This is a genomic window from Terrabacter sp. GCM10028922 (assembly GCF_042666095.1).
Classification (GTDB): domain Bacteria; phylum Actinomycetota; class Actinomycetes; order Actinomycetales; family Dermatophilaceae; genus Terrabacter.
Window position 1 is genome coordinate 428132 of sequence record NZ_JBHTFG010000032.1, and the last position, 23055, is coordinate 451186.

General features: G+C 69.3%; 18 protein-coding genes, 1 tRNA gene and 1 pseudogene. 6 read left to right on the top strand and 14 right to left on the bottom strand.

Features of this window, described 5'->3' with window-relative positions; genetic code table 11:
- Positions 1–13 precede the first annotated feature (13 nt).
- The 5 genes from xylB to ACFQU3_RS22380 are packed head-to-tail and all read right to left on the bottom strand — an operon-like array spanning position 14 to position 6162.
- Positions 14–1456: a xylulokinase gene (gene xylB / locus ACFQU3_RS22360; RefSeq protein WP_385913918.1), complete on the bottom strand. Its 1443-nt coding sequence runs from the start codon at positions 1454–1456 to the stop codon at positions 14–16.
- Positions 1432–2928 (bottom strand): mannitol dehydrogenase family protein, encoded by a 1497-nt coding sequence (locus ACFQU3_RS22365; protein WP_385913920.1) that lies wholly within the window; start codon positions 2926–2928, stop codon positions 1432–1434. The genes xylB and ACFQU3_RS22365 overlap by 25 nt, the downstream gene beginning before the upstream one ends.
- Entirely contained in the window at positions 2925–3830 is a 906-nt protein-coding gene (locus ACFQU3_RS22370) for a carbohydrate ABC transporter permease (protein WP_385913922.1), read from the bottom strand. Before ACFQU3_RS22370 ends, ACFQU3_RS22365 begins: the two co-directional genes overlap by 4 nt.
- On the bottom strand, positions 3827–4783 hold the full coding sequence (locus ACFQU3_RS22375) for a carbohydrate ABC transporter permease (RefSeq protein ID WP_385913924.1): 957 nt from the start codon (positions 4781–4783) through the stop codon (positions 3827–3829). The genes ACFQU3_RS22370 and ACFQU3_RS22375 overlap by 4 nt, the downstream gene beginning before the upstream one ends.
- Complete coding sequence (locus tag ACFQU3_RS22380) at positions 4780–6162, bottom strand: ABC transporter substrate-binding protein (RefSeq protein ID WP_385913971.1); 1383 nt, start codon at positions 6160–6162, stop codon at positions 4780–4782. Before ACFQU3_RS22380 ends, ACFQU3_RS22375 begins: the two co-directional genes overlap by 4 nt.
- A 159-nt stretch (positions 6163–6321) precedes the next feature.
- Between ACFQU3_RS22380 and ACFQU3_RS22385 the strand changes: the two genes are divergently transcribed.
- The 3 genes from ACFQU3_RS22385 to pntB all read left to right on the top strand — a co-directional run bounded on the left by ACFQU3_RS22385 (position 6322) and on the right by pntB (position 10367).
- The gene (locus ACFQU3_RS22385; protein ID WP_385913926.1) at positions 6322–7272 is read left to right on the top strand and encodes a sugar-binding transcriptional regulator; all 951 of its coding nucleotides are present in this window, start codon (positions 6322–6324) and stop codon (positions 7270–7272) included.
- A gap of 143 nt (positions 7273–7415) precedes the next feature.
- Positions 7416–8972 (top strand): Re/Si-specific NAD(P)(+) transhydrogenase subunit alpha, encoded by a 1557-nt coding sequence (locus ACFQU3_RS22390; protein ID WP_385913928.1) that lies wholly within the window; start codon positions 7416–7418, stop codon positions 8970–8972.
- A 6-nt stretch (positions 8973–8978) separates the two neighbouring features.
- Positions 8979–10367, top strand: coding sequence for a Re/Si-specific NAD(P)(+) transhydrogenase subunit beta (gene pntB / locus ACFQU3_RS22395; protein WP_385913930.1), 1389 nt, complete (start codon positions 8979–8981; stop codon positions 10365–10367).
- Positions 10368–10509: 142 nt separating this feature from the next.
- Here the strand turns inward: pntB and ACFQU3_RS22400 are convergent, their stop codons facing one another.
- From ACFQU3_RS22400 to ACFQU3_RS22415, 4 genes are all read right to left on the bottom strand, one after another.
- Complete coding sequence (locus ACFQU3_RS22400; protein WP_385913932.1) at positions 10510–11430, bottom strand: hypothetical protein; 921 nt, start codon at positions 11428–11430, stop codon at positions 10510–10512.
- A gap of 184 nt (positions 11431–11614) precedes the next feature.
- Entirely contained in the window at positions 11615–13114 is a 1500-nt protein-coding gene (locus ACFQU3_RS22405) for an amino acid permease (protein ID WP_385913934.1), read from the bottom strand.
- Between the two features lie 82 nt (positions 13115–13196).
- The gene (locus ACFQU3_RS22410) at positions 13197–14015 is read right to left on the bottom strand and encodes a PH domain-containing protein (protein WP_385913936.1); all 819 of its coding nucleotides are present in this window, start codon (positions 14013–14015) and stop codon (positions 13197–13199) included.
- A 35-nt stretch (positions 14016–14050) separates the two neighbouring features.
- Entirely contained in the window at positions 14051–14221 is a 171-nt protein-coding gene (locus tag ACFQU3_RS22415; protein ID WP_385913938.1) for a hypothetical protein, read from the bottom strand.
- Positions 14222–14385: 164 nt separating this feature from the next.
- Between ACFQU3_RS22415 and ACFQU3_RS22420 the strand changes: the two genes are divergently transcribed.
- Positions 14386–15366, top strand: coding sequence for a small ribosomal subunit Rsm22 family protein (locus ACFQU3_RS22420; RefSeq protein ID WP_385913940.1), 981 nt, complete (start codon positions 14386–14388; stop codon positions 15364–15366).
- A gap of 22 nt (positions 15367–15388) precedes the next feature.
- Here the strand turns inward: ACFQU3_RS22420 and upp are convergent, their stop codons facing one another.
- A complete protein-coding gene (gene upp / locus ACFQU3_RS22425; RefSeq protein WP_385913942.1) occupies positions 15389–16027 on the bottom strand; it encodes a uracil phosphoribosyltransferase in 639 nt (212 codons plus the stop codon).
- A gap of 17 nt (positions 16028–16044) precedes the next feature.
- On the opposite strand from upp, the gene ACFQU3_RS22430 reads away from it, so the two are divergent.
- Both ACFQU3_RS22430 and ACFQU3_RS22435 read left to right on the top strand, forming a co-directional pair.
- Positions 16045–16548 (top strand): nucleoside deaminase, encoded by a 504-nt coding sequence (locus tag ACFQU3_RS22430; protein WP_385913944.1) that lies wholly within the window; start codon positions 16045–16047, stop codon positions 16546–16548.
- 10 nt (positions 16549–16558) lie between these two features.
- Positions 16559–16648 (top strand) — tRNA-Ser (locus tag ACFQU3_RS22435).
- Between the two features lie 452 nt (positions 16649–17100).
- On the opposite strand, the gene ACFQU3_RS22440 is transcribed toward ACFQU3_RS22435, so the two are convergent.
- The 4 genes and pseudogenes from ACFQU3_RS22440 to ACFQU3_RS22455 form a co-directional block, all read right to left on the bottom strand.
- Complete coding sequence (locus ACFQU3_RS22440) at positions 17101–20754, bottom strand: discoidin domain-containing protein (protein WP_385913946.1); 3654 nt, start codon at positions 20752–20754, stop codon at positions 17101–17103.
- Between the two features lie 403 nt (positions 20755–21157).
- Positions 21158–22288 (bottom strand): LacI family DNA-binding transcriptional regulator, encoded by a 1131-nt coding sequence (locus ACFQU3_RS22445; protein ID WP_385913948.1) that lies wholly within the window; start codon positions 22286–22288, stop codon positions 21158–21160.
- A 277-nt stretch (positions 22289–22565) separates the two neighbouring features.
- Positions 22566–22757: a hypothetical protein gene (locus ACFQU3_RS22450; protein ID WP_385913950.1), complete on the bottom strand. Its 192-nt coding sequence runs from the start codon at positions 22755–22757 to the stop codon at positions 22566–22568.
- 36 nt (positions 22758–22793) lie between these two features.
- Positions 22794–23055, bottom strand: a pseudogene (locus ACFQU3_RS22455) (carbohydrate ABC transporter permease); the annotation flags it as partial.

Below are 23055 nucleotides of genomic sequence, written 5' to 3' on the forward strand. Positions count from 1 at the left end.
GCCGACCGGACGCTCAGAGTCCGTGCGTGCGTGACACGAGGGCCTGGTAGCGCGCCACGACGTCGGCGTGCGCCTGCTCGTGACCCGGCTCGACGGCATACTCCGAGTCGATCTCGAGCGTCCAGGTCGGCGGCTCGGCCTCTCGGGACAGCGCCCACGCTGCCTGGCGCGCGGCGCCGACGCCGACGTACTCGGCCGGGGCGGGCACGACGACCGGCGCGCGGAAGAGCCCGGGCGCGATCGCACGGACGGCGCCTGACGCGGCTGCGCCACCGATGAGCAGGACCCGCCGAACCTCGACGTCGCGGTCGCGCAGCGCGTCGACGCCGGCGACGAGGTTGCACAGCATCCCCTCGACGGCCGCCCGCGCGAGGTTCTCCGGCGTCGCGTTCGACCGGGTCAGTCCGCTCAGCGTGCCCGTCGCGTCGGGCAGGTCGGGCGTGCGCTCACCGTCGAGGTAGGGAAGAAGGCTGAGCCCTCCGGCGCCCGGGCTCGCCTGCAGGGCAAGGCGGTCGAGCTCTGCGAGGTCGACACCGAGCATCGACGCGGCGGCCGTCAGGACACGTGCGGCGTTGAGGGTGCACATCAGCGGCAGGTGGTGCCCGGTCGCGTCGGCGAACCCCGCGATGGCCCCGGTCTCGTCGCGGATCGCCGAGCGGTGCGGCGTGAAGACCGTGCCGCTCGTGCCCAATGAGACGACGACGTCCCCGGGGTGGAGCGTCAGGCCGAGGGCAGCGCCCATGTTGTCGCCGGTGCCCGCCGCGACGAGGACGCCGTCGGACGTGGCTCCTGCGGCCTCGGCCGGTGCCAGCACGTCGGGCACGCCGACGACCCGGCCGAAGGCGCGCTCGAGCAGGTCGAGGCGGTAGTCACCGTCGGCCGCGGACCAGTAGCCGGTGCCGGACGCGTCGCCACGGTCAGTGGTCCAGCGCTCGAAACCGTTGCCCTGCTGGAGGATCCGGCCGGTGAGCCAGTCGTGAGGGAGGACGACCCGGGCGACCCGGGCGGCGTGCTCGGGCTCGTTCTCGGCGAGCCAGCGCAGCTTCGTCACGGTGAAGCTCGCGACCGGCACGAGACCCACCGCGTCCACCCACGCGCTGACCCCGCCGAGCTCCTCGGTGAGGTCGTGGGCCGCGCCGGCGCTTCGCGTGTCGTTCCACAGGAGCGCGTCGCGCACGACGGTGTCGTCCTCGTCGAGCGTCACCATGCCGTGCTGCTGGCCACCCACGGCGACGGCGGCCACCCCGTCGAGGATGCCGCCGTCACTGGCCTGCAGGTAGGCCTCCCACCATCGGTCGGGATGCACCTCCGTGCCGTCGGGGTGCGGTGCCCGCGCCGTGCGGACGACCCGCCCCGTCTCCGCGTCGCAGACGACGATCTTCGTCGACTGGGTCGAGCTGTCGACGCCTGCGACGAGGGTCTGGCTGTCGGTCACGTGTCCACCCGGCTGCTCCATGACTGAAGAGTCTCCCGCGCGCCCTTCGTATGCAAGGCCGAGAGTGCGTCCGTGAACACCGCGGTGAACCGCTCGTCGTCGACGAGGCCGCCGAAGAGGTCGCGGTCGCGCAGGAAGGCGAGCGGGTCGTCGCCCTGCCTCGCGGCGGCGGCCATGACACGGTCCTTGACCCGGTCGACGACCTCGATCGGGTCGCCCTGCTCGTCGACGCCCTCGGCGTAGCGGGCCCACGACGCGACGACGAGAGCCGACCGGTCGATCTCGCCGCCCGTCTCGAGGTTGCGGTTGATCACGGGCACGAGCCACTTCGGGATGCGGTCCGAGCTCTCCGCGCACAGCCGCGCCAGCGTGTCGCGAACCTCCGGGTTGGCGAAGCGCGTGATGAGCTCGCGCCGGTACGCGTCGAGATCGACTCCCGGCACCGCCGGGAGCGTCGGGCTGCCCTCGTGCTCCATGTAGCCGAGGAGGAAGTCGACGAAGAGCGGGTCCTGGCAGACCTCGTGGGCGTAGCGGTAGCCCGCGAGGTAGCCGAGGTAGCAGAGCGCCTGGTGGCTCGCGTTGAGCAGGCGCAGCTTCATCAGCTCGTACGGCACGACGTCCTCGACGAGCTGCACACCGGCCTGCTCGAAGGGCGGTCGGCCGTCGCTGAAGTGGTCCTCGAGCACCCACTGCGTGAACGGCTCGCACACGACGGGCCACGCGTCGTCGACGCCGAACCCCTCGGAGAGGTGAGCGACGTCCTCCGGTGCGGTCACCGGCGTGATGCGGTCGACCATGCCGTTCGGGAAGAAGACGTGCTCATCCATCCAGTCGGCGAGCGACGGGTCCTTCAGGCGCGCGAAGGCCGTCATCATCGTGCGCGCGACGTCCCCGTTGCCCGGGAGGTTGTCGCACGACATGACCGTGAACGGCTCGGCACCCGCCGCGCGTCGAGCCGCGAGGCCCGCGACGACGTAGCCGAAGACCGTACGCGGGAGCGCGCCCTCCTCGAGGTCGGCGCGGATCGACGGGTCGTCGGCGTCGAACTCGCCGGTCACCTGGTTGACGAGGTAGCCGCCCTCCGTGATCGTCAGCGACACGATGCGGGTCCGCGGGTCGGCGAGCCGGTCGACGACCGCCTGCGGGTCGTCGGGCGCGAACATAAGCTCCACGATGCTGCCGATGACGCGCGGCTCGCGCCGCCCGTCGGGGTGCTTGACGACGAGCGTGTAGAGGCCGTCCTGCGCGGTCAGCGTGTCGACGATGCGCCGGTCGTGCGGCAGCGCCCCGACCCCGCAGATGCCCCAGTCCAGCGCGAGCCCGTCGTTCATGAGCCGGTCGACGTACATCGCCTGGTGCGCCCGGTGGAAGCCGCCGACGCCGAAGTGGACGATGCCGGCGGTGACCGCCCCCCGGTCGTATACCGGCCGGCCCACCTCGGCGGACAGGTCCTCGAGCGTCGCGGCGGACAGGGCGATGGCGCCACCGCTCATCGGACGGCGCCCATCGACAGGCCCTGCACGAGCTTGTCCTGTGCCGCGAACCCGGCCACGAGGACGGGCAGCGACACGACGAGCGAGGCCGCGCAGACCTTGGCGAGGAAGAGGCCCTGGCTCGTGACGAAGCCGGTGAGGAAGACCGGCGCCGTGCCGGCCGTCGTGCCGGTGAGCACGCGCGCGAGCAGAAGCTCGTTCCAGCTGAAGATGAAGCAGATCAGCGCGGCCGACGCGATGCCCGGCATGACGACCGGCGCGATGACGTCGCGCAGCGTCCGGGTCAGGCTCGCGCCGTCGACCTGCGCCGCCTCGAGCATCTCGACCGGCACCTCGGCGAGGAACGAGCGCAGCATCCACACGGCGATCGGGAGGTTCATCGAGGTGTAGAGGATGATGAGCAGCCAGATGTTGTCGAGCAGGCGGACCTGCTGGGCGAAGAGGTAGATCGGCAGGATGCCGGCCACGATCGGCAGCATCTTCGTGCTGAGGAAGAAGAACAGCACGTCGGTCCACTTGCGCACCGGGCGGATCGACAGCGCGTACGCCGCCGGGAACGCGAGCAGCAGCACGAGGATCGTCGAGATGACGCTCGCCGTCAGCGAGTTGAGCAGCGACGGCCACGGACCCGCGTCGAAGAAGGTCTGGTAGCCCTCGAGGCTGAGCGGTGCGAAGACGCTGGGCGGGTTCGTCGCCGCGTCGGTCTCCTTGTGGAACGACGTCAGGACCATCCACAGCACCGGCATCGCGAAGAGCAGGCCGATGACCCAGGCGAGCACGCCGAGGAGCGCCGCCTTCCTGGGTGGCCTGCGGTGGACGATCTGGGCACCGGCCGCGCCGCGGGCGCCCGCGGAGGCGGACGGCATACGCGAGCTGGTGGACGTCTGAGGGGCGGCGCTCATCGGGTCTCCTCCTTGAACAGGCTGAACGCGGTGCGCAGCGCGAGCGTCGCGATGATGATCGTGCCGATCACGACGACGACGCCTGCGGCAGAGGCACGCCCGTAGTCCTGGGCGGTGTAGAAGGTCTGGTAGATGAAGTACGGCAGGTTGGCCGTGCCGAGCCCACCGGACGTGATCGTGAAGACGTGGTCGAAGTTCTGCACCACGTAGATGGCTCCCAGCAGCGCGGACAGCTCGATGTACTGGCGCAGGTGCGGCAGCGTCATGCTCCTGAAGATCTGCACGTTGCTCGCACCGTCGATGCGGGCGGCCTCGACGACGTCGAGCGGCCGGCTCTGCAGGCCCGCGAGCAGGATCAGCATCATGAACGGCGTCCACTGCCACACGAGCGCCGCGATGATCGACCACAGCGGGTTGTTCGTGATCCAGTCGGGCTGCGGCGCGTTCTCGCCGAAGACCGCCTTGAGCAGGCCGTTGAAGAGGCCGTACTCCGGGTTGTAGAGCGCGTGCTTCCAGAGCAGGGCCGCGGCGACCGGCACGATGAGGAACGGCGTGATCATGAGCGTGCGCACGATGCCGCGCCCCCGGAACTTCCGGTCGAGTAGCAGCGCGATGCCGAGCCCGAGCAGGAGGCTGATGACCACGACCGAGACGGTCAGCAGGATGGTCACGACGACGGCCTGGCGGGTGTTCGTGTCGGTGAACACCCGGCGGAAGTTGTCGAAGCCGGCGAAGCCTCGCTCGTCGGGGTAGTAGGCGTTCCAGTTCATGAACGACACGACGAGCGTGGCCAGGAACGGCAGCTGGGTCAGGATGATGACGAAGATCAGCGCGGGCAGCAGCGGCGCGCGCCGCGCCCAGTCACCGGCCTTCGCGAGGGATGTCGAGCGTTCCCGGGGCTCGTTCGACGGAGTCGGTGGCGTGGCCTCGGGGGCCTGGGTCGTCGTGCTCACTGGTCACCCTCCCGTGCCTTGTAGCGTTCCGCCACGTCCTCGGCGAGGGCCTGGCCGTTGTCGAGTGCCTCGTCGACACTCGTCTTCCCGGCGATGGCGGAGCTGATCTCCTGACTCACCTGGGTGCCGAGGTCCGGGAACTCCGGGATGTCGACGAACTGGATGCCGAGGGCCGGGCGGGGCTGGACGCCCGGGTTGGCGGGGTCGGCCGACTCGATGGCAGCCTTCGTCGGTTCGGCGAAGGCCTTGGCCTCGGCGAGGTACTCCGGGTTCTCGTAGGTCGAGGCCCGCTTGCCGGCGGGCACGCGCGACCAGCCGAGCTGCTGGCCCACGAGCTCCTCGTACTCCTTGCTCGAGGCCCACGACACGAACTTCCAGGCGTTGTCCTGCTTGGTGCTCGCGGCCTGGATGCCCCACGACCACGCGTAGAGCCAGCCCGCGCTCTTGGTCTTGACGACCGGGGCGGGCGCGTAGCCGAGCTTGCCGCGGACGGGGGAGTCCTTGGCCTCGAGCGAGCCGGCGGCTGACGTCGCGTCGTACCACATGGCGGCGGAGCCCTGGGTGAGGTTGTTGAGGCACTCGGTGAAGCCGGCCTGCGGTGCGCCGTTCTCGCCGTGCTCCCGGACGAGGTTGACGTAGAAGCTCACCGCCTCCTTGAACTCGGGGGCGTTCACCTTGGGCGTCCAGTCCTTCTCGAACCACGTGCCGCCGAACGTGTTGACGACGGTCGTCAGCGGCGCGAAGACCTGGCCCCAGCCGGGCTGGCCGCGCAGGCAGATCCCGGCCATGCCGGGCTCGGCCCCGTCGACCTTGGCCGCGATGTCGGCGACCTCCTGCCACGTCGGGTTGGCCGGCATCGTCACGCCCTTGGCCTCCAGGACGTCCTTGCGGTACATGAGGAACGACGACTCGCCGTAGAAGGGTTCGCCGTAGATCTTGCCCTCGTGCGAGAGCGAGACCTGCATGGGCTTCAGGATGTCGGCCTGGTCGAACTGCGCGTCCTTGGCCAGGAAGCCGTCGAGTGGGCTGAGCCACTTCGCCTGGGCGTAGATCGGGATCTCGAAGTTGGAGACCGTGGCGACGTCGTACTGCCCCGCCTGGCTCGAGAACTCCTGGCTGATCTTGTCGCGGACGTCGTTCTCGGGGAGCACGGTGAAGTTCACCGTGATGCCCGTCTTGGCCGTGAAGTACCTCGCCGTGAGCTGCTGCAGGTCGACCATCTGCGGGTTGTTGACCATGAGCACGCTGATGCTGTTGGGTCCACCCCCGCCGATGCCGCCCCCGCCCCAGCCGGCGCACGCCGAGAGGCTCGCGACGAGCCCGGCGGTGAGAGCCATGGCGCCGGCGGCTGTGGCGCGTCGCCGTGTCCGCTGTCTGATCCGTCGCACGTCGTCCTCCTCCTTGAGTCCGCTCATCTGAGCGGAGCAATGCACATATGAGTAAAGTGACTGGCATCACCGGTGTCAACAGGTGGTCCGAAACCCGGCACACCGACCACGGCAGGTGCCGGGAGGCCTCAGACTCGGGATGTGGTGGAGATGACCAGGGAGAGCCGGGGGCCGGCCGAGCTCGTGATGGCTGCCGCCGTGGCCCGCCGGCACTACCTCGCCGGCCGGTCGAAGATCGAGATCGCCGACGAGCTGGGCATCAGCCGGTTCAAGGTCGCCCGACTGCTCGAGCTGGCTCGCGAGCGAGGCATCGTGCGCATCGAGATCGTCTCCGCGGGCGAGATCGACCTCGACCGCTCGGCTCGACTGCAGGAGGCCTTCGAGCTACGTCACGCCGTGGTGCTCGACGGCACGGGCCTCGACGACCCCACCCTGAGGGAACACCTCGGCGAGGCGACCTCCCAGCTGCTCGCCGAGATCCTCACCGACGACGACGTGCTGGGCCTGCCCTGGGCGCGTTCGATCGACATCATGACCAGGTCGCTGCGCGACCTCCCACGCATCGACGTCGTGCAGCTCACGGGCGCCATGGAGATCCCCGGCGTCGACAGCAGCGCCGTCGACATCGTGCGCCGGGCGGCGCGGGTGGCTGGTGGGTCGTCGTCGATCTTCTACGCGCCGATGATGCTCGACGACGCCGTCGCGGCCCAGACGCTCCGGCGTGACGGCCCGGTCGCGCGGGCGCTCGCGGAGACGGCCCGGGTCACCACTGCGGTGATGGGGATCGGGGCGTGGTCCGAAGGGCTTTCGACGATCTACGACGCCGCGTCACCGGCCGACCGCGAGGCGTGTCGCAAGGCAGGCGTCGTGGGTGAGATGGGCGGCCGGTTCTTCGACCGCGAGGGCTGCCTCATCGAACCGCCGCTCTCAGAACGGATGGTCACGATCGGCGCCGAGGAGCTGCGGGGCATCCGCGAGGTCATCGGCATCGTCGCGGGGGAGGCGAAGGCGCGAGCTGTCGCTGCGGCCCTGCGCGGCCGACTCGTCAACGCTCTCGTCGTGGATGTCGTGCAGGCCGACGCGCTTCTCGCGAATCGGTAGTTGTCGCCGCTCAGGATCAGAGACGTTCCGAGACGGCTCGCGATGCTCTGATGTGATGTCACTGGCAGAGGCGCCGTTACCCAGGCGTCGTGCCCTAGGTTCGTGAACCAGTGCCCCCAGATCCGAGCGCGAAGGAGCCCAGCGTGCAGATCGGTGTCCCCCGCGAGACGCGTGCCCGTGAGACGCGGGTCGCCGCGACGCCCAAGACCGTCGAGCAGCTCGTCGGTCTCGGCTACGAGGTCGCCATCGAGAGCGGGGCGGGTGAGCGGGCGAGCTTCTCCGACGAGGCGTATGCCGCTGTCGGCGCTCGCGTCGTCGACGGTGGGCAGGCGTGGGGCTCGCCGATCGTGCTCAAGGTCAACGCGCCCTCGGACGAGGAGATCGCGCGGCTGCGGCCGGGCACGGTTCTCGTGTCGCTGATGGCGCCGGCGATCAGCCCCGAGCTCGTCGAGAAGCTGCGGGCGGCGGGGGTGACGGCGATGGCGATGGACGCGGTGCCGCGCATCAGCCGCGCCCAGTCGCTGGACGTGCTGTCCTCGATGGCGAACATCGCCGGCTACCGGGCTGTGGTCGAGGCGGCGCACGAGTTCGGCTCGTTCTTCACCGGTCAGGTCACGGCCGCGGGCAAGGTCCCGCCGGCGAAGGTGCTGGTCGCGGGTGCCGGTGTGGCGGGGCTCGCCGCGGTCGGTACGGCCCGGTCGCTGGGCGCGATCGTGCGCGCGACGGACGCTCGGGCCGAGGTGGCCGAGCAGGTCGAGTCGATGGGCGCCGACTTCCTCGCCGTGCAGATGCCCGAGCTCGACGCGGCCCAGGCCTCCTCCGATGGCTACGCGCGGGAGATGGGCGAGGAGTACAACCGCCGCGCCGCCGAGCTGTACGCCAGCCAGGCGCCGGACGTCGACATCATCATCACGACGGCGCTGATCCCGGGTCGGCCGGCGCCGCGGCTGATCACCGGCGAGATGGTCGCGTCGATGAAGGCGGGCTCGGTCATCGTCGACATGGCGGCCTCCAACGGCGGCAACGTCGAGGGGTCGGTCGCCGACGAGCTCGTCGTGACCGAGGGCGGCGTCAAGATCATCGGGTACACCGACCTCGCGGCCCGGCTGCCCACGCAGGCGAGCCAGCTCTACGGCACGAACCTCGTCAACCTGATGAAGCTGCTCACGCCGGGCAAGGACGGGCAGCTCGTCCTCGACTTCGACGACGTCGTGCAGCGCAACATGACGGTGGCCCGCGACGGGGAGCTGCTCTGGCCCCCGCCGGCCATCCAGGTCAGCGCGGCTCCCGTCGTCGCGGCGGCATCCGGCAAGCAGGTCGCGAAAGAGCCTGAGCCACCAAAGGACCCACGGCGTAGGTATGTCGGGATGGGCGTCGCCGCCGCCGTGTTCGCCGCCATCGCAGCGTTCTCGCCGGCGAGCTTCCTGGGCCACTTCACGGTGTTCGCGTTGGCCGTCGTCGTCGGCTACTACGTCATCGGGCACGTGCACCACGCGTTGCACACGCCGCTGATGTCGGTGACCAACGCGATCAGCGGCATCATCGTCGTCGGTGCCCTGATCCAGCTCGGCCAGTGGGCCGGCGGCATGTCCGGGGCGATCCTCGTGCTGGCCTTCCTCGCGACCCTCATCGCGAGCATCAACATCTTCGGTGGCTTCCTCGTCACCCGCCGCATGCTCACGATGTTCCGGAAGGGCTGACCGCACATGAGCTCTGGAGTCGACACCGCACTGATCAGCGCGGCATACATCGTCGCCGCCCTGCTCTTCATCCTGTCGCTCGCCGGCCTCTCGAAGCACGAGACCGCCAAGGACGGCAACGTCCTGGGCATGATCGGCATGGCGCTCGCGCTCGTCGCGACCCTCTGGCTGGCGCTGCGCGGGTCCAGCGCCCTGAACTGGCTGCTCATCGTCGTGGCCGTGGCGATCGGCGCCGTCATCGGCATCTGGCGGGCCCGCCGGGTCGAGATGACCGGCATGCCCGAGCTCATCGCGATGCTGCACAGCTTCGTCGGTGCCGCAGCCGTCCTCGTCGGCTTCAACACCTTCCTCGCGACCGGCACCGAGGGTTCTGACGGCGTGCACCTGGTCGAGATCTTCCTCGGCGTGTTCATCGGTGCGGTGACGTTCACCGGCTCGATCGTCGCGTTCCTCAAGCTGTCCGCGCGGATCTCGAGCAAGCCGCTCATGCTGCCCGCGCGGCACTGGCTGAACCTGACCGCCGTGGTCGTCTCGGTCGGGCTGCTCGTGTGGTTCGCCGCGTCGCACTCGATCGTGCTGCTCGCGGTCATGACGGCGATCGCCCTGGCGTTCGGCTGGCACCTGGTCGCCTCGATCGGCGGCGGCGACATGCCGGTCGTCGTGTCGATGCTCAACAGCTACTCCGGGTGGGCCGCCGCCGCGGCCGGATTCATGCTCGGCAACGACCTGCTCATCGTGACCGGCGCGCTCGTCGGCTCCTCCGGTGCGTACCTGTCCTACATCATGTGCAAGGCGATGAACCGGTCGTTCGTGTCCGTCATCGCCGGCGGGTTCGGCTCCGACGGAGCGGTGTCCGTCGACGTCGACTACGGCGAGCACCGCGAGACCAACGCCGAGGAGGTCGCCGACATGCTCACGCACGCGTCGTCGGTGGTCATCACGCCCGGCTACGGCATGGCCGTCGCCCAGGCGCAGTACCCCGTCGCCGAGCTGACCGCGAAGCTGCGGGAGAAGGGCGTGGACGTCCGGTTCGGCATCCACCCGGTCGCCGGCCGGCTGCCCGGGCACATGAACGTCCTGCTCGCCGAGGCCCGCGTGCCCTACGACATCGTGCTCGAGATGGACGAGATCAACGACGACTTCCCCGGCACCGACGTCGTGCTCGTCATCGGGGCCAACGACACCGTCAACCCGGCCGCGGCCGAGGACCCCACCAGCCCGATCGCCGGCATGCCGGTGCTGCAGGTGTGGAACGCCAAGGACGTCGTCGTCTTCAAGCGCTCGATGAACGCCGGCTACGCGGGAGTGCAGAACCCGCTCTTCTTCCGCGACAACTCCGCGATGCTCTTCGGCGACGCCAAGGAGCGCGTCGAGGACATCATCAAGGCCCTCTGACCCTCCCCGCGCTTTCGGCGGCGAACGATTCGTTCGGTGCCGAAAGCGTGGGTGCACCGGCGTGTTCGGTGGCTCAGGGCGCGTTCGAGCACGGGCAGCGCGTTCGCCGAGACCGTATGCCGGTCCCTTGCGACTCCGGGGGTCAGCCCGCCCTCAAGCGCGAGCGCGCGAGAGCAGCCTCGATCCGGGCTCGAACCTCGCCGGGCCTGTGCAGGTCGGCCCAGGTGAGCCGCACGACCTCGTAGCCGAGGAGCCGGAAGCCGTCCTCCCGGCGCTTCTCGGCGAACAGCAGGGCCTGCGCCTGCTCCGGCGAGTCAGCGGCGTACTTGACCGCGCCGTCGAACTCCACGAGGACCCGAGTCCCCTTGATGCGGAAGTCGGCCCGCTCAGGCGATCCACCAGGACCTCTGCTGCCCGGCTTGAACTGCGGCTCGACCTCGTAGCCGAGGCCACGCAGGACATACGCCGTCATCGTCTCTCCCGGCGACTCGTGCCTGGCATCGAACCATGGGATCGCGGCACGAGCCTGGACCAGCCCCCGCTGCCCGCGCAGCGCGGCGGCCGCAGCCTGCAGCTCGTCACGGGTCACGGTGCCACGCCGCAACGCCTCGTCGCCGGCCACGAGCATGGACCTGACGTCCAGCAGACCGGACTGGACGACGGCCAGCGCCGGGTGGACGGTCTCCTGGCGGCACGGGAGGCGCGGGTGGTCTATCGCCTCGTGCATCCTGACCCGGCTGTAGGACCGGAACGCGACGTCGGGCCCGACCCACATGAGGTGCACCGTGCCGAGGTCGACGCGTTCGGTCGGCAGCCCCAGCCACACGACTGCCGAGCCGTGGCACGCGACGGCGTCACCGGCATACTCCTGCAGCAGCGCACTGGTGCGCAGCCGGTGACGGTCACGCTCGTCGCGCGGCGGCCGGACGGCATACCAACCGCGGTGGAGCGGGAACGCCGTGCCGCCCTGGACGCAGCGGCGCAGCGAGGAGCTGCCGATGCCGAGCTCGCGAGCGTGGGCCGCGGAGAAGACGCCCTCGCGGGCCAGGAAGCCGAGGTTCATGACGTCGATGGTGGCCCAGGCGCGGCTTCCGGCGTTCCAGGCCTGTGGACAAGTGGTCAGCGAACGCGTGGGTGGTGCCCGAACTCCCCAGAAAGCACCGAACGCGCCGGTGCACCGGCGCGTTCGGAACCGAACGATTCGTTCGGTGAAGGGAGGAGGGAGCAGGGAAGGGGAAGAGGGGGAGTCAGCGGTCGCTGAGGAGGGCCTCCTGCTCGGGCTGCTCCTCGCCCGTCGCGAGCTTGCTGTGGCTGCGGGAGTAGAGGAAGTAGACGATGAAGCCGACGCCCATCCAGACGAGGAAGCGGATCCACGTCTCGAGGCTGAGGTTGAGGATCAGATAGAAGCAGAACGCCGCCGAGAGCCAGGGGATCCACGGGTTGCCCGGCACCTTGAACGCCCGGTGCAGGTCGGGACGCCGCTTGCGCAGGATCGGCACGGCGAGCGAGACGAGGATGAACGCCGCCAGCGTGCCGATGTTCACCATCTCCTCGAGGGTGCCGATCGGAGTGATGCCCGCGGCGACGGCGACGACGCCACCGATGATGAAGGTCAGCTTGACCGGCGTGCCGGTCTCGGGGTTGGTGACGCCGAGGCCCGGGGGCAGCAGCTTGTCCCGGCTCATCGCGAACGTCACACGGGTGGCACCGATGATGAGCGTCATCACGACCGTGGTCAGACCTGCGACGGCGCCCGCTGAGATCAGGGTCGCGTAGCCGTCCTTGCCGACAGTGATGAAGGCGTTCGCGAGAGCCGCCTTCGGGTCGATCTCGCTGTACTTCTGCATCCCCGTGATGACGAGCGCGACGGCGACGTAGAGGATCGTGCAGACCACGAGCGAGCCGATGATGCCTCGGGGGAGGTCGCGCTGCGGGTTCTTGGCCTCCTCGGCCGTCGTCGCGACGACGTCGAACCCGATGTAGGCGAAGAAGACCAGCGCGGCCGCGGACATGATGCCGAGCACGCCGAAGGTGGCCGGAGTCATACCCGTGACGAGCTGCAGGACGGGGGCATGGATGCCCTCCGACCCCTTGGCGCCCGGGGCCGACGGGGGGATGAACGGAGTCCAGTTGTCACGGTTGACGAAGCCGATGCCCGCGATGATGACGAAGAGCACGATGAACAGCTTCACCCCGACGAGCACGAGGTTGACGCGGAGCGACTCCTTGATGCCCTTGGCGACGAGCAGGGTCAGGGCCACGACGAGGAGGAATGCCGGCAGGTCGAAGTGCCAGCCCTCCGCGGGTCCCAGCGAGGCCGGCCAGGTGACGCCGAGCTGCTTGAGCAGGGTCACGAAGTAGGTCGACCAGCCCTGGGCCACGACGCTGGCACCGAGCATGAGCTCGAGCAGCAGGTCCCAGCCGATGGCCCACGCGACGATCTCGCCGAGGGTCGCGTAGGAGAAGGTGTACGCCGACCCGGACACGGGGACGGTCGAGGCGAACTCCGCGTAGCAGAGGGCCGCCAGGCCACACACGACGGCGCCGAGGATGAACGAGTACACGACAGCTGGACCGGCATACTGCTGCGCCGCGCGGCCGGTCACCGTGAAGATTCCGGCACCGATGATGACGCCGATGCCGAAGACGATGAGGTCGAGAGCGGAGAGCCGACGTTTCAGGTGGTGGTCAGGCTCTTCGGCCGCTGCCATCGAGGCCTCGATCGACTTCGTGCGAAACAGACTCATGAGGACCTCCGGCGGTTCGGTGGTGACATGCGGGTCCCGACAAACTATCGGTGCGCGCTGCTGCGCTGCGAGTCCTGGTTCGTCAGTCTTCGTGCTGCGGCCAGATCGGCCCGGTGTCGGCACCTCGCCGGCGACGCTTGATGTCGTCGCTCTCGTAGACCGTCTCGGGCCGGGACGGGGGCTGGATCGGGACGGGCCGCGAGTACGAGTCGAGCCGGTCCTGGATCGGGTTGTGCGTCCGGTGGACGTCCGGGTAGTCCGTGCTGACAGCGGAGACGATGGGGCTCACCGGCGGGGTGGGGCCGCCAGGGCCGGTGCGGCCGCCAGGGCCGGTGCCGCCCGTGCCGTCGCCGAGATCGCCGAGGTCCTCGAAGTCCTCGTCGCCGGGAGGCGGCACGATGTGGAAGATCTCGGCGCAGATGTCGCGGTAGGTCTGGTCCGGGTTGGGCACCCACTTGACCTCGCGCATGGCCTGGTCCTGGCCCGCGCTCTCGAGGACGAACTTGCCGTAGCCCAGGAACTGCCCGGGGATGGACCGGACGTAGCTCATGTCGGTGACCTTGAGCAGCGGCATCATCGCGACCTTGTGCGTGATGAGCCCGTAGCGCAGCAGGAGCCGCTTGTCCGTGGCGACGAACCAGTTGTGGCTCCAGTCGAGGAAGCACCAGACGAGCCGCGCGAGCAGCACGAAGAAGAGCCACCAGAAGATCGTGCCGAGCACCTGGGTGGCCTTGGTGACGTTGGAGTCGACCCAGATCGCGGCCGCGAAGCCGAGCGTGGTCGTGGCGACCGGCTCGGCGAGCTTGCCCCAGTGCGCGTGGACGGCCGTGACGAGCTTCTCGCCCGGGAGCAGGATCGGGGCGAGCCCCGTCGGGACCTCCGTGCTCCGTCGCAGTGCCATGGGCTCAGTCTGCTCGCATCATCGGGTCACTCGCATCATCGGTTCAACAGGGAGCTGAAGAACTCGAGGATCGCGTTGAAGCCGTCGACGAGGACGCCCCAGATGTTGCTCACGATGTCGGCAGCCTTGTCAGGGGAGGTGAACACGGCGTAGACGAAGAACGCGAGCACGATGATCAGGATGATCTTCTTGGCCTTGGGGCCCATGGTGTGTCGCTCCTTGGAGGGGAAGGTGCAGCGGGCTGCCAGGACAGCCCCCGCGGCACAGGGTGGCCACCAGTGTGCCGTACGTGGCTCGTGGGGCCGTGCACCCCACCCGCGTGTTGCGCTCGTCGGGCCGGGCTGGTGCGCGCCGCCGCTATCCTCCTCGCGTGTCGCGAACGCCACCGTATGCCGCCGAGCTGCGGGCCGCCCTGAGCCACGCCGTGCGTGGCGTGGACGAGCGTGAGCTGGCCCGGGCGACGGAGGCCCTCGTCGCGCGCTACCGCTCAGTAGCACCGGCGTCGGCGCCGATCCTCGCGTCGCGCGTGCACGTCGCAGCGTATGCCGCCTACCGGATGCCGGCGACCCACGCGGCGCTCTCGCGCGTGCTCGGGTACGTGGCAGACCGCGGTGTGGCGCCGCGCACCCTGCTGGACCTCGGGGGTGGCACCGGCGCGGCCGCGTGGGCTGCCGCCGGCGCCTTCCCCTCGATCCAGGCCATCACCGTGCTCGACCAGGTCGAGGACGCCCTCGTGCTCGGCCGCGAGCTCGTGGCCCACGCGTCCGCTCCGGCGCTGACGGACGCGTCGTTCCTGCGGGCGGTCGCGGGCGCCTGGCCCGACGTCGAGGCGGACCTCGTGACCGTCTCATACGTCCTCAGCGAGCTCGACGAGACCGCGCAGGCCGGGCTCGTCTCCGACGCGATGCGGCGGGGACGGGCTGTCGTCGTCGTCGAGCCGGGCACGCCGGACGGCTACGGCCGGGTGCTGAGGGTCCGCGACGCGTTCATCGGCGCCGGTTGGACTCTCGTCGGTCCGTGCCCGCATGTGACCGAATGCCCTCTCGTGCAAGGGGACTGGTGCCACTTCGCCGCGCGCGTCAACAGGTCCGCCGAGCACCGCCGCCTCAAGGGTGCGGAGCTGTCGTACGAGGACGAGAAGTTCTCGTGGGTCGCCGCCGCCGCGCCCGGCACCCTTGAACCGCAGGCCAGCCCGGGCCGCATTCTGCGGCATCCGTTGAAACGTAAGGGTTTCGTGGAGTTCCAGGTGTGTCGACCAGACGGCACAGCGGGGCGCGAGGTCGTGTCGAAGAAGGCAGGGGAGCGCTACCGCGCGGCACGCGACGCCGAGTGGGGCGACCCGCTTCCCTGACCGGACGGCATACGCAGCGAGCTCAGACGAGGCCGTAGAGGCGGTCGCCGGCATCGCCGAGGCCCGGCACGATGTAGCCCTTCTCGTTGAGCCTCTCGTCGACCGTGCCGAGGACGACCTTGACGGGGACGTCGAGCTTGCTCGTCTCGGCCTCGAGGTGGGCGACGCCCTCGGGGGCGGCGAGCAGGCAGACCGCGGTGATGTCGCGGGCGCCGCGCTCGACGAGGAACCTGATCGCGTCGGCCATCGAGCCGCCCGTCGCGAGCATCGGGTCGAGGACGAAGACCTGACGGCCGGTCAGGTCGTCGGGCAGCCGGTTCGCGTAGGTGACCGCCTCGAGGGTCTCCTCGTCGCGCTGCATGCCCAGGAACCCCACCTCGGCGCTCGGCAGCAGCCGCACCATCCCCTCGAGCATGCCGAGGCCGGCCCGGAGGATCGGGACGATGAGCGGCTTGGGGTTGCTGAGCTTGATGCCGGTCGTCGGCGCCACGGGAGTCTCGATCTCGAACGGCTCGACGCGGACGTCGCGCGTCGCCTCGTAGGCCAGCAGGGTCATGAGCTCCTCGGCGAGCCGCCGGAAGGTCGGGCTGTCGGTCCGCTTGTCGCGCAGGTAGGTCAGCTTGTGGGCGATGAGCGGGTGGTCTGCGACGTGGACGTCCATGGGTGGAAACTTAGCGCGTGGCCAAGCGATCCGAGACCCCTGACAACGGCTCCACCCCCTCGCCCGAGACGTATGCCGCCTGGCTGGGCCAGGCGCTCGACCTCGCGGCGGCGACGGTCGCCGCGCAGGACGTGCCCGTCGGGGCACTGGTGCTCGACCCGGAGGGAACGGTCCTCGGCCGAGGTCGCAACGTGCGGGAGGAGCTCGGCGACCCGACGGGTCACGCCGAGGTGGTCGCGCTGCGTGAGGCGGCGGCTGCAACCGGGTCGTGGAGGCTCGACCGGTGCACGCTCGTCGTGACCCTGGAGCCGTGCGTCATGTGCGCCGGTGCGGCCATGGCGGCCCGGGTGGAGCGGGTCGTGTTCGGGGCCTGGGACCCGAAGGCGGGGGCCTGCGGATCGGTCTGGGACCTGACCCGCGACCCCCTCGCGACGCACAACGTGGACGTCGTCGGCGGGGTGCGTGCCGAGGAGTCTGCAGCCCTGCTGGTCGATTTCTTCGAGGGCCGCAGGCTCGGGTAAGGTCTCTCCCGGTGGCGTGTCCGAGCGGCCTAAGGAGCACGCCTCGAAAGCGTGTGTGGGGGTGACTCCACCGTGGGTTCAAATCCCACCGCCACCGCCAAATGGAGCAGGACCCCGACACGCTTTTCGTCGGGGTCCTGCTCCATTTCTCGTACGCTGCGGGATTTGGGAGGAGCCGGAGCGAAGCGGAGGCGACGGCTCCCACCGCCACCGCCGCTGACCTGCGGAAACGTCGGTCGGCTCCTTCCCGGAGCCGCCGACGTTTCCCACGTTACTGCTCGGTGTCCGTCGTACCGTCCGTGACCGCCGCCGCGAAGCCGGTCCCCGGAACGGTAGCGAGGGAGCCGAGGAGCGTCACGACTCCGACGTTGCGAGCGAGCCGCCGTACCCCCGATCTGCCGCACGCTGCGTCTTTGCAGCCACGCGAAGCATGGTGAATTCCTCTCGTGCTGAACTTCGGTCGCCACGCGCGGCGCGTGAGCGCCGTGAACGTGCATCGGGCACTCCGGGCCCGGGCCGGCAGTGCCGACCCCGGGCCCGGCGCTGCGTCGTTTAGCTGTAGACCTTGAGCTCGGCGATCGACCACCAGCTGCCGGCGCTGCCGGTGTTGACGACCTTGAGGTAGCGGGCCGTCTGCGGCGGGAAGGTCGCCGCCTGGGTCGGCTGGCGGTCGGCCACGATGGAAGCGACCTTCGTCCAGCCCGATCCGTCGGAGGACACGTAGACGTCGGCGCCCCGCGCGTAGTCATCGGTGCTGCTGCCCGAGTCGAGCACGACCTTGCTGAAGGTCTGCGGCTGGCCCATGTCGACCTGGAGCCACATGCCGTCGTACAGGCTGGTCCCCGAGCTGTACCGGGAGCCGATGTCGCCGTCCAGGAGGTGTCCGAGCGCATCGTTCGGCCAGGGACTCTCGTCGGACGCCGTCGCGGTCCAACCGTCGCGAGCCAACGGTGCATCGAGATCAGCGTCGTAGTACACGTTGAGCTCCGCCATCGACCACCAGTTACCGACACTGCCGGTGTTGACGACCTTGAGGTAGCGGGCCGTCTGCGTCGCGAAGGTTGCCACCTGGGTCGGTTGGCCGGCTCCTGAGATCGACGCCACCTTCGTCCAGCCGGCCCCGTCGGAGGACACGTAGACGTCCGCGCTTCGCGCGTAGTCGTCCGTGCTGCTGCCGGGGTCCAGCTCGACCTTGTTGAAGGTCTGCTGCTGACCCATGTCCACCTGGATCCACATCCCGTCGTACTGGCCGGCCCCGGAGCTGTACCGGGAGCTGGTGTCGCCGTCGAGGATGTGGGCGAGGGCATCGTTGGGCCACGGGCTCTCGTCCGACGCCGTTGCGGCCCAACCAGTCTTGTCCAGTGGAGCCTTCGGGTCCGGCTCCGGATCCGGGTCGGTGTTGTTGTACACACCGAGCTCCGCGATGGACCACCAGTTGCCCGAGCTGCCGGTGTTGACGACCTTGAGGTAGCGGGCCGTCTGGGTGGAGAAGGATGCCAGCTCGATCTGCTGGCCGGTTGCAGTGACGGAGGAGACCTTCGTCCAACTGTCTCCGTCGGAGGACACGTAGACGTCTGCGCTTCGCGCAACATCTCCGGCGCTGCTGCCGGAGTCCAGCACGACCCGGTTGAAGGTCTGCTGCTGCTTCATGTCGACCTGGAGCCACATGCCGTTCTTCTGACCGGTCCCCGAGCTGTAGCGGGAGTCGGTGTCGCCGTCGAGCAGGTGCTCCACCACGTCGCTGGGCCATGGGCTCACGTCCGAGGCCGTCGCGATCCAGCCGTCCCGGTCCAGCGGAGTGCCCAGACCGGTCACGGTGAACGGCGCTCCGCCCGCGGGCTCCCCGCCCGCACCGATCACCGACACGTCGTACTTCCCGGAGGCAAGTCCGCCCGGAACGTACGCGCTGATGCTCGTGTCGGTCCAGCTCTCGATCTTGGCGTGGACCGATCCGAAGTACACGGTGCCAAGGCCCTGGGTCTCCCCGAAGTGAGAACCCGTGATCTTGAACTTGTACCCGGGGATGCCCCGGTTCGGTGTCAGGCTGCTGAAGGCCGGCGTCGGGTAGCTCGACAAGGACTGCCTCGTGAACATCGCCGACGTTCCGCTGGGCAGCGCGTACGTGTACGAGCCGTCCTTGGACACCGGGAACGTCTGGCTGGTCCGGCTTGCGTTGTAGACCACCGAGACGTCGGCGCCGTCCGGCGCGTTCCACTTCTGCAGCTCGAGGCCCTTGGGCACCGACGTCGGAGCCTGGATCGATGCCGTCCCGCTCGTGCCGCCGAACACCTTGATCTCACCGATCGACCAGCGGAAGAAGAACGACGGTGCGCTTGCGACGATCCGGACGTACCTCGCGGTCTGGGGTGCCAGGGAGATGGCGACCGTGCCGAGGTCCCCGCTGCCGTCGGCGACCGCGCTGCCCCAGCTGACCCCATCGTTCGAGACGTAGACCTGGTACTTGGCGAGGGAGTCGAAGGCGTTCTTCGCGGTGTTGTCCATGACGATCTTGTTGAAGTTCGTCGGAGTTCCGAAGTCGAGCTGGAACCAGTCGCCGCTCTTCACCTTCGTCCCGGAGCGCCAGCGGGTGCTGGCGTCACCGTCGATGGCGTTCGCGGCCGGGTCACCCGCCGCGCTCGACGACGACTTGGCGGTCCGTGCGCCACGGTTGAGCTCGGCGCCCGGTGTCCGGACGGAGGCACCGACCGGTAGGGAGTAGGTGAGCAGGTCCTTTCCGGTCTTGATGCCGTTCTGCACGGGCAGCAGGTCGGGATCGTAGGTGACCGTCGCCGGGTCGGTCTTGCCGAAGATGAAGTCGTGGTTCGGGTCCGTGACGTTGGTCGCCGCCTGGGTGCTGCCGTTCTGCGTCGGCCCGGAGTAGGTGAAGGTCACCGCGTCGCCGGCGCCGAGGGTGTAGTCGAACGACTGGGTGCCGTCGGCGACGCTGAACGTCTTCTCGGCGTCGCTGTCGTTGTAGGCGACCAGCACCTTGGAGCCGTCGGGGTTCTGGAACGCGACGTCCTCGATGCTTCCTTCCCCGAAGGTGTTGGAGTAGATCCGGTGGGCGCCGGGCTTGACGAACTTGCTGACCTGGGCGAGGGCGTAGTAGTCCGCGTTGTAGGTCACCGCCCCCGTCTTCGGGTCGATCGTGACCAGCCCGCGGCAGATGCCGATGCCGTTGGTGTCGCTGTTCAGCGGGCCCTTGTCGGGGTCCAGGGCGATGTTCCACAGCGTCACGCCGTTGGCCCAGTTGCGCGTGCCGTCGATGACCCAGCTGTTGAGGGCGTCGTGGAACGCGACCTGCTTGCTGGCCTGCCAGTCACCGCCGGTGGCCTCGGTCAGGTACGACTCCTTGCCCGGGTAGTCGTTGTGGGTCAGGGTCTGGTAGATCGGGGTGCCGCTGTAGATGTGCCAGGCGCTGCCGACCGCGTAGTTGGCGGTGGCCGGGTCGTTGAAGACCGACTCGGGGTACGAGGGGACATCCCAGTTGTGGTCCCAGGCCAGGATCTTGGTGGGAAGCTTGTTTGAGGCGAAGTCCTTGCCCATCTGCTGCACCAGGGTGATCTGCTGGGAGGGCGTCAGCGCGGTGCCCGGCCAGGTAGGGGCGTTGAGCGGCTCGTTCTGCGGCGTCACGTAATGAATCGGCACGCCGGCCTTGCCGTAGGCCTGGATGAACTTCACGAAGTAGTTGGCCAGTGCCGGGGAGAACTCGTCCTTGAGCGTGCCCCCGATCATGTTGTCGGAGGTCTTCATCCAGCCCGGGGGGCTCCACGGGGTCGCCGTGAGCTTGATCGACGGGTTCATCGCGAGAGCCTGCTTCAGCTGCGGGATGATGTACGGCTCGTCGTGGGCAATCGAGAACCGCGACAGCGTGGGGTCCGTCTGGCCCGCCGGCATGTCGTCGTAGGAGTAGTTGCCGCTCGCCGCGAAGTCCGAGGCGCCCATCGGCAGCCGGACCATGCTCAGCCCGATCCCGCTCGAGGGGTCGAACAGCTTCTTCATCAACGTGTCACGACCGCTGGCCGGCAGCTTGTCGATCAGCCAGGCCGACGAGTCGGTCAGCGCTGCCCCGAAGCCGGTGACCTTCTGGTACTTGACGCTGTTGTCCACCTTGATCGTCAGCGGGTTGGCCGTCTGCTTCGTCTGGAAGGGGACGTCGCTCTGCTTCTGGACCCACTTCTCGCTCGAGACGTCGGTGAGCCACACGTGCACGGGCGAGCTAGCACCCGGTGGCGGCGCTGCTTGGGCTTGTGGGGTCGCGACGGGTAGCGCTGCGAGGCTGATACCCAGAGCAGGCACCAGAAGTGACCTGCCTCTTAACTTGGCCATGCTCATTCCTCCGAAGGAACTCGTTGTCAAAGATCGTGCGGTCGATGGGGTTTCTGTCTCTGCAACCGGTCGCGCAACCTCTCGATCGCCGACGGGCTGCGACAGGCGCCATCCCCCGCAGATGCGCTTGGTATGCCGATGGCAGGTCTTGCATCGGGACACCACAGCCAGTCACTAATTCGGGTTAGTGAGCAAACGTAGGCGCGCCCACCCCCCGCGTCAAGATCCTGTTACGAGGGGGTTTCCGCTGCAGGCAGGGCGGACTGGCCGGGGTCCGGCCTCAGGGCCTGGCGCGGGCCCGGGCTGGGGGCGCCGTGGAGTCGCGCATCACGACCGGGCAGTGCACCAGGGTGCGGCCGGTCAGCGCGGGCCCGCCGATGGCCAGCTGCTCGGCCGCGAGGCGGCCCATGCCGGGGTACGGCAGCAGCACGGTGCTCAGAGCCGGACGTACCTCCGCCGCGAGCTGGAACTGGTCGTCGTAGCCCATCACCGACACGTCGTCGGGCACCCGCAGCCCCGCCTCCAGCAGGCCCAGGAGCGCGCCCACCGCCATCCGGTCGTTGCCACACATGATCGCGGTCGGTGGCGGGTTGCGTTGCAGCAGCGTGCGCACCAGCTCGTAGCCCGAGTCCGCGTGGTAGTTGCCGGACAGCACGGTGTGGTCGGCCGGGTTGAGCCCCGCGCCGCGCAGCGCCTCGCGGAAGCCACGAAGCCGGGCTTTGGTGGCCCACTGGCTGGGCTTGCCCGTGAGGTAGGCGATGTCGCGGTGCCCGAGGTCGAGCAGTGCCTGGGTGGACTCCCGTCCGCCACGCACCTCGTCCGGCAGGATCGCCGGCACGGGGTCGTCGGGGGTGAAGCAGTTCAGCAGGATCGTCGGAACGCGCAGGGCCGCTTCCGGCAGCACGACCGACCTCGTGCCTACCGCAGCGAAGATCAGCGCATCGGCCTGCCGGTCGAGAAGGTCACCGATCAGGTGAGCCGCCTGACGGTTCGAGCCACCGGTGTTGACGAGGAGCAACAGGTTCCCCTGCCGGCTGCAGGCCTCGTGCGCCCCCTTGATGGCCGAGGCCGCGAACTCACCGAAGTCCGCGTCGTGACTGACGAAGCCGATCGTCGCACTGCGTCCCTGCCGCAGCCCTTGCGCGGCACGGTTGGGGCGGTAGCCGAGCTCGGCAACCGCTTGCAGAACGCGTTGCCGGGTGTCGTCGCTGATGGTCTGCCCGGCCGTCTGGTTGAGCACGAAGGAGACCGTCGCCGGGGAGACGCCCGCCAGGCGTGCGACATCTACCCGCCGCGGTCTAGTCGCCGGCGTTCGGCGATGCGCTTCATGGGTTGCCACGCCGCAAGAGTACGAGGCGCCCGACCGCACGGTGCGTCCGAAGCCTGCTTCGCCGATCCTTCGTCGACCCACCTCGCGTCAAGCCGATCGGCGCGAAGGGTCCACCCGGTGATCAGAGTTTCCTCCCACACCGCAGCCCAAGGAGGGTGGGCCATGAGGGTCCGCCGCTCACATCCGACGATGGTCGACGTGGCCAAGCGAGCCGGTGTCTCGCAACCCACCGTCTCGGCCGTCGTCAACGGGGCGGGCCCGGACGATTGGCATCGCGGAGGGCACCGAGGCGCGTGTCCGGCAGGCCAATGGAGGAACTCGGCTACCGGCCCAACCTCGCCGCGCGCAGCCTGCGCCTTCAGCAGACGAAGACGATCGGCTTCATCACCGACCACATCGGAAGCGGCAGGTGCGGGGACTTGAGCGCGGCCTGCTCGGTCGGGAAGTGTTCCCCGGCGTCGACCGGCCTGCGGCGGTGAGCATTCAGCGACTCATCGCCGACAGAGGTGGACAGCGACAACGGAAGGGCCGTGGCTCCCTGGGGAGCCACGGCCTTCCTGCGTGCCGGGCGGGGCGGTGGGGGCGGCTAGCCCTTGACCGCTCCGGAGGTCATGCCGCGGATGAAGTACCGCTGCAGGGAGAGGAAGACGATGACCGGGACGATGATGGTGATGAAGCCGGCTGCGGGGATGAGTTCTCGTCCTTGTCCGGTCTGGCCCTGTAGGCCCTGCAGGGCCACGGTGGCGACGGTGTTGTCGCCGCGGCCGAGGAAGATCAGGGCCACGAGCAGGTCGTTCCAGACCCAGAGGAACTGGAAGATCGCGAAGGAGGCGAGGGCGGGTGTGGAC

Coding starts and splice junctions, on each gene's coding strand:
- ACFQU3_RS22385 (WP_385913926.1), top strand. CDS start 6,322: ATGACCAGGGAGAGCCGGGGGCCGGCCGAGCTCGTGATGGCTGCCGCC.
- ACFQU3_RS22365 (WP_385913920.1), bottom strand. CDS start 2,928: ATGAGCGGTGGCGCCATCGCCCTGTCCGCCGCGACGCTCGAGGACCTG.
- pntB (WP_385913930.1), top strand. CDS start 8,979: ATGAGCTCTGGAGTCGACACCGCACTGATCAGCGCGGCATACATCGTC.
- ACFQU3_RS22410 (WP_385913936.1), bottom strand. CDS start 14,015: ATGGCACTGCGACGGAGCACGGAGGTCCCGACGGGGCTCGCCCCGATC.
- ACFQU3_RS22400 (WP_385913932.1), bottom strand. CDS start 11,430: ATGAACCTCGGCTTCCTGGCCCGCGAGGGCGTCTTCTCCGCGGCCCAC.
- ACFQU3_RS22405 (WP_385913934.1), bottom strand. CDS start 13,114: ATGAGTCTGTTTCGCACGAAGTCGATCGAGGCCTCGATGGCAGCGGCC.
- upp (WP_385913942.1), bottom strand. CDS start 16,027: ATGGACGTCCACGTCGCAGACCACCCGCTCATCGCCCACAAGCTGACC.
- ACFQU3_RS22370 (WP_385913922.1), bottom strand. CDS start 3,830: ATGAGCGCCGCCCCTCAGACGTCCACCAGCTCGCGTATGCCGTCCGCC.
- ACFQU3_RS22415 (WP_385913938.1), bottom strand. CDS start 14,221: ATGGGCCCCAAGGCCAAGAAGATCATCCTGATCATCGTGCTCGCGTTC.
- xylB (WP_385913918.1), bottom strand. CDS start 1,456: ATGGAGCAGCCGGGTGGACACGTGACCGACAGCCAGACCCTCGTCGCA.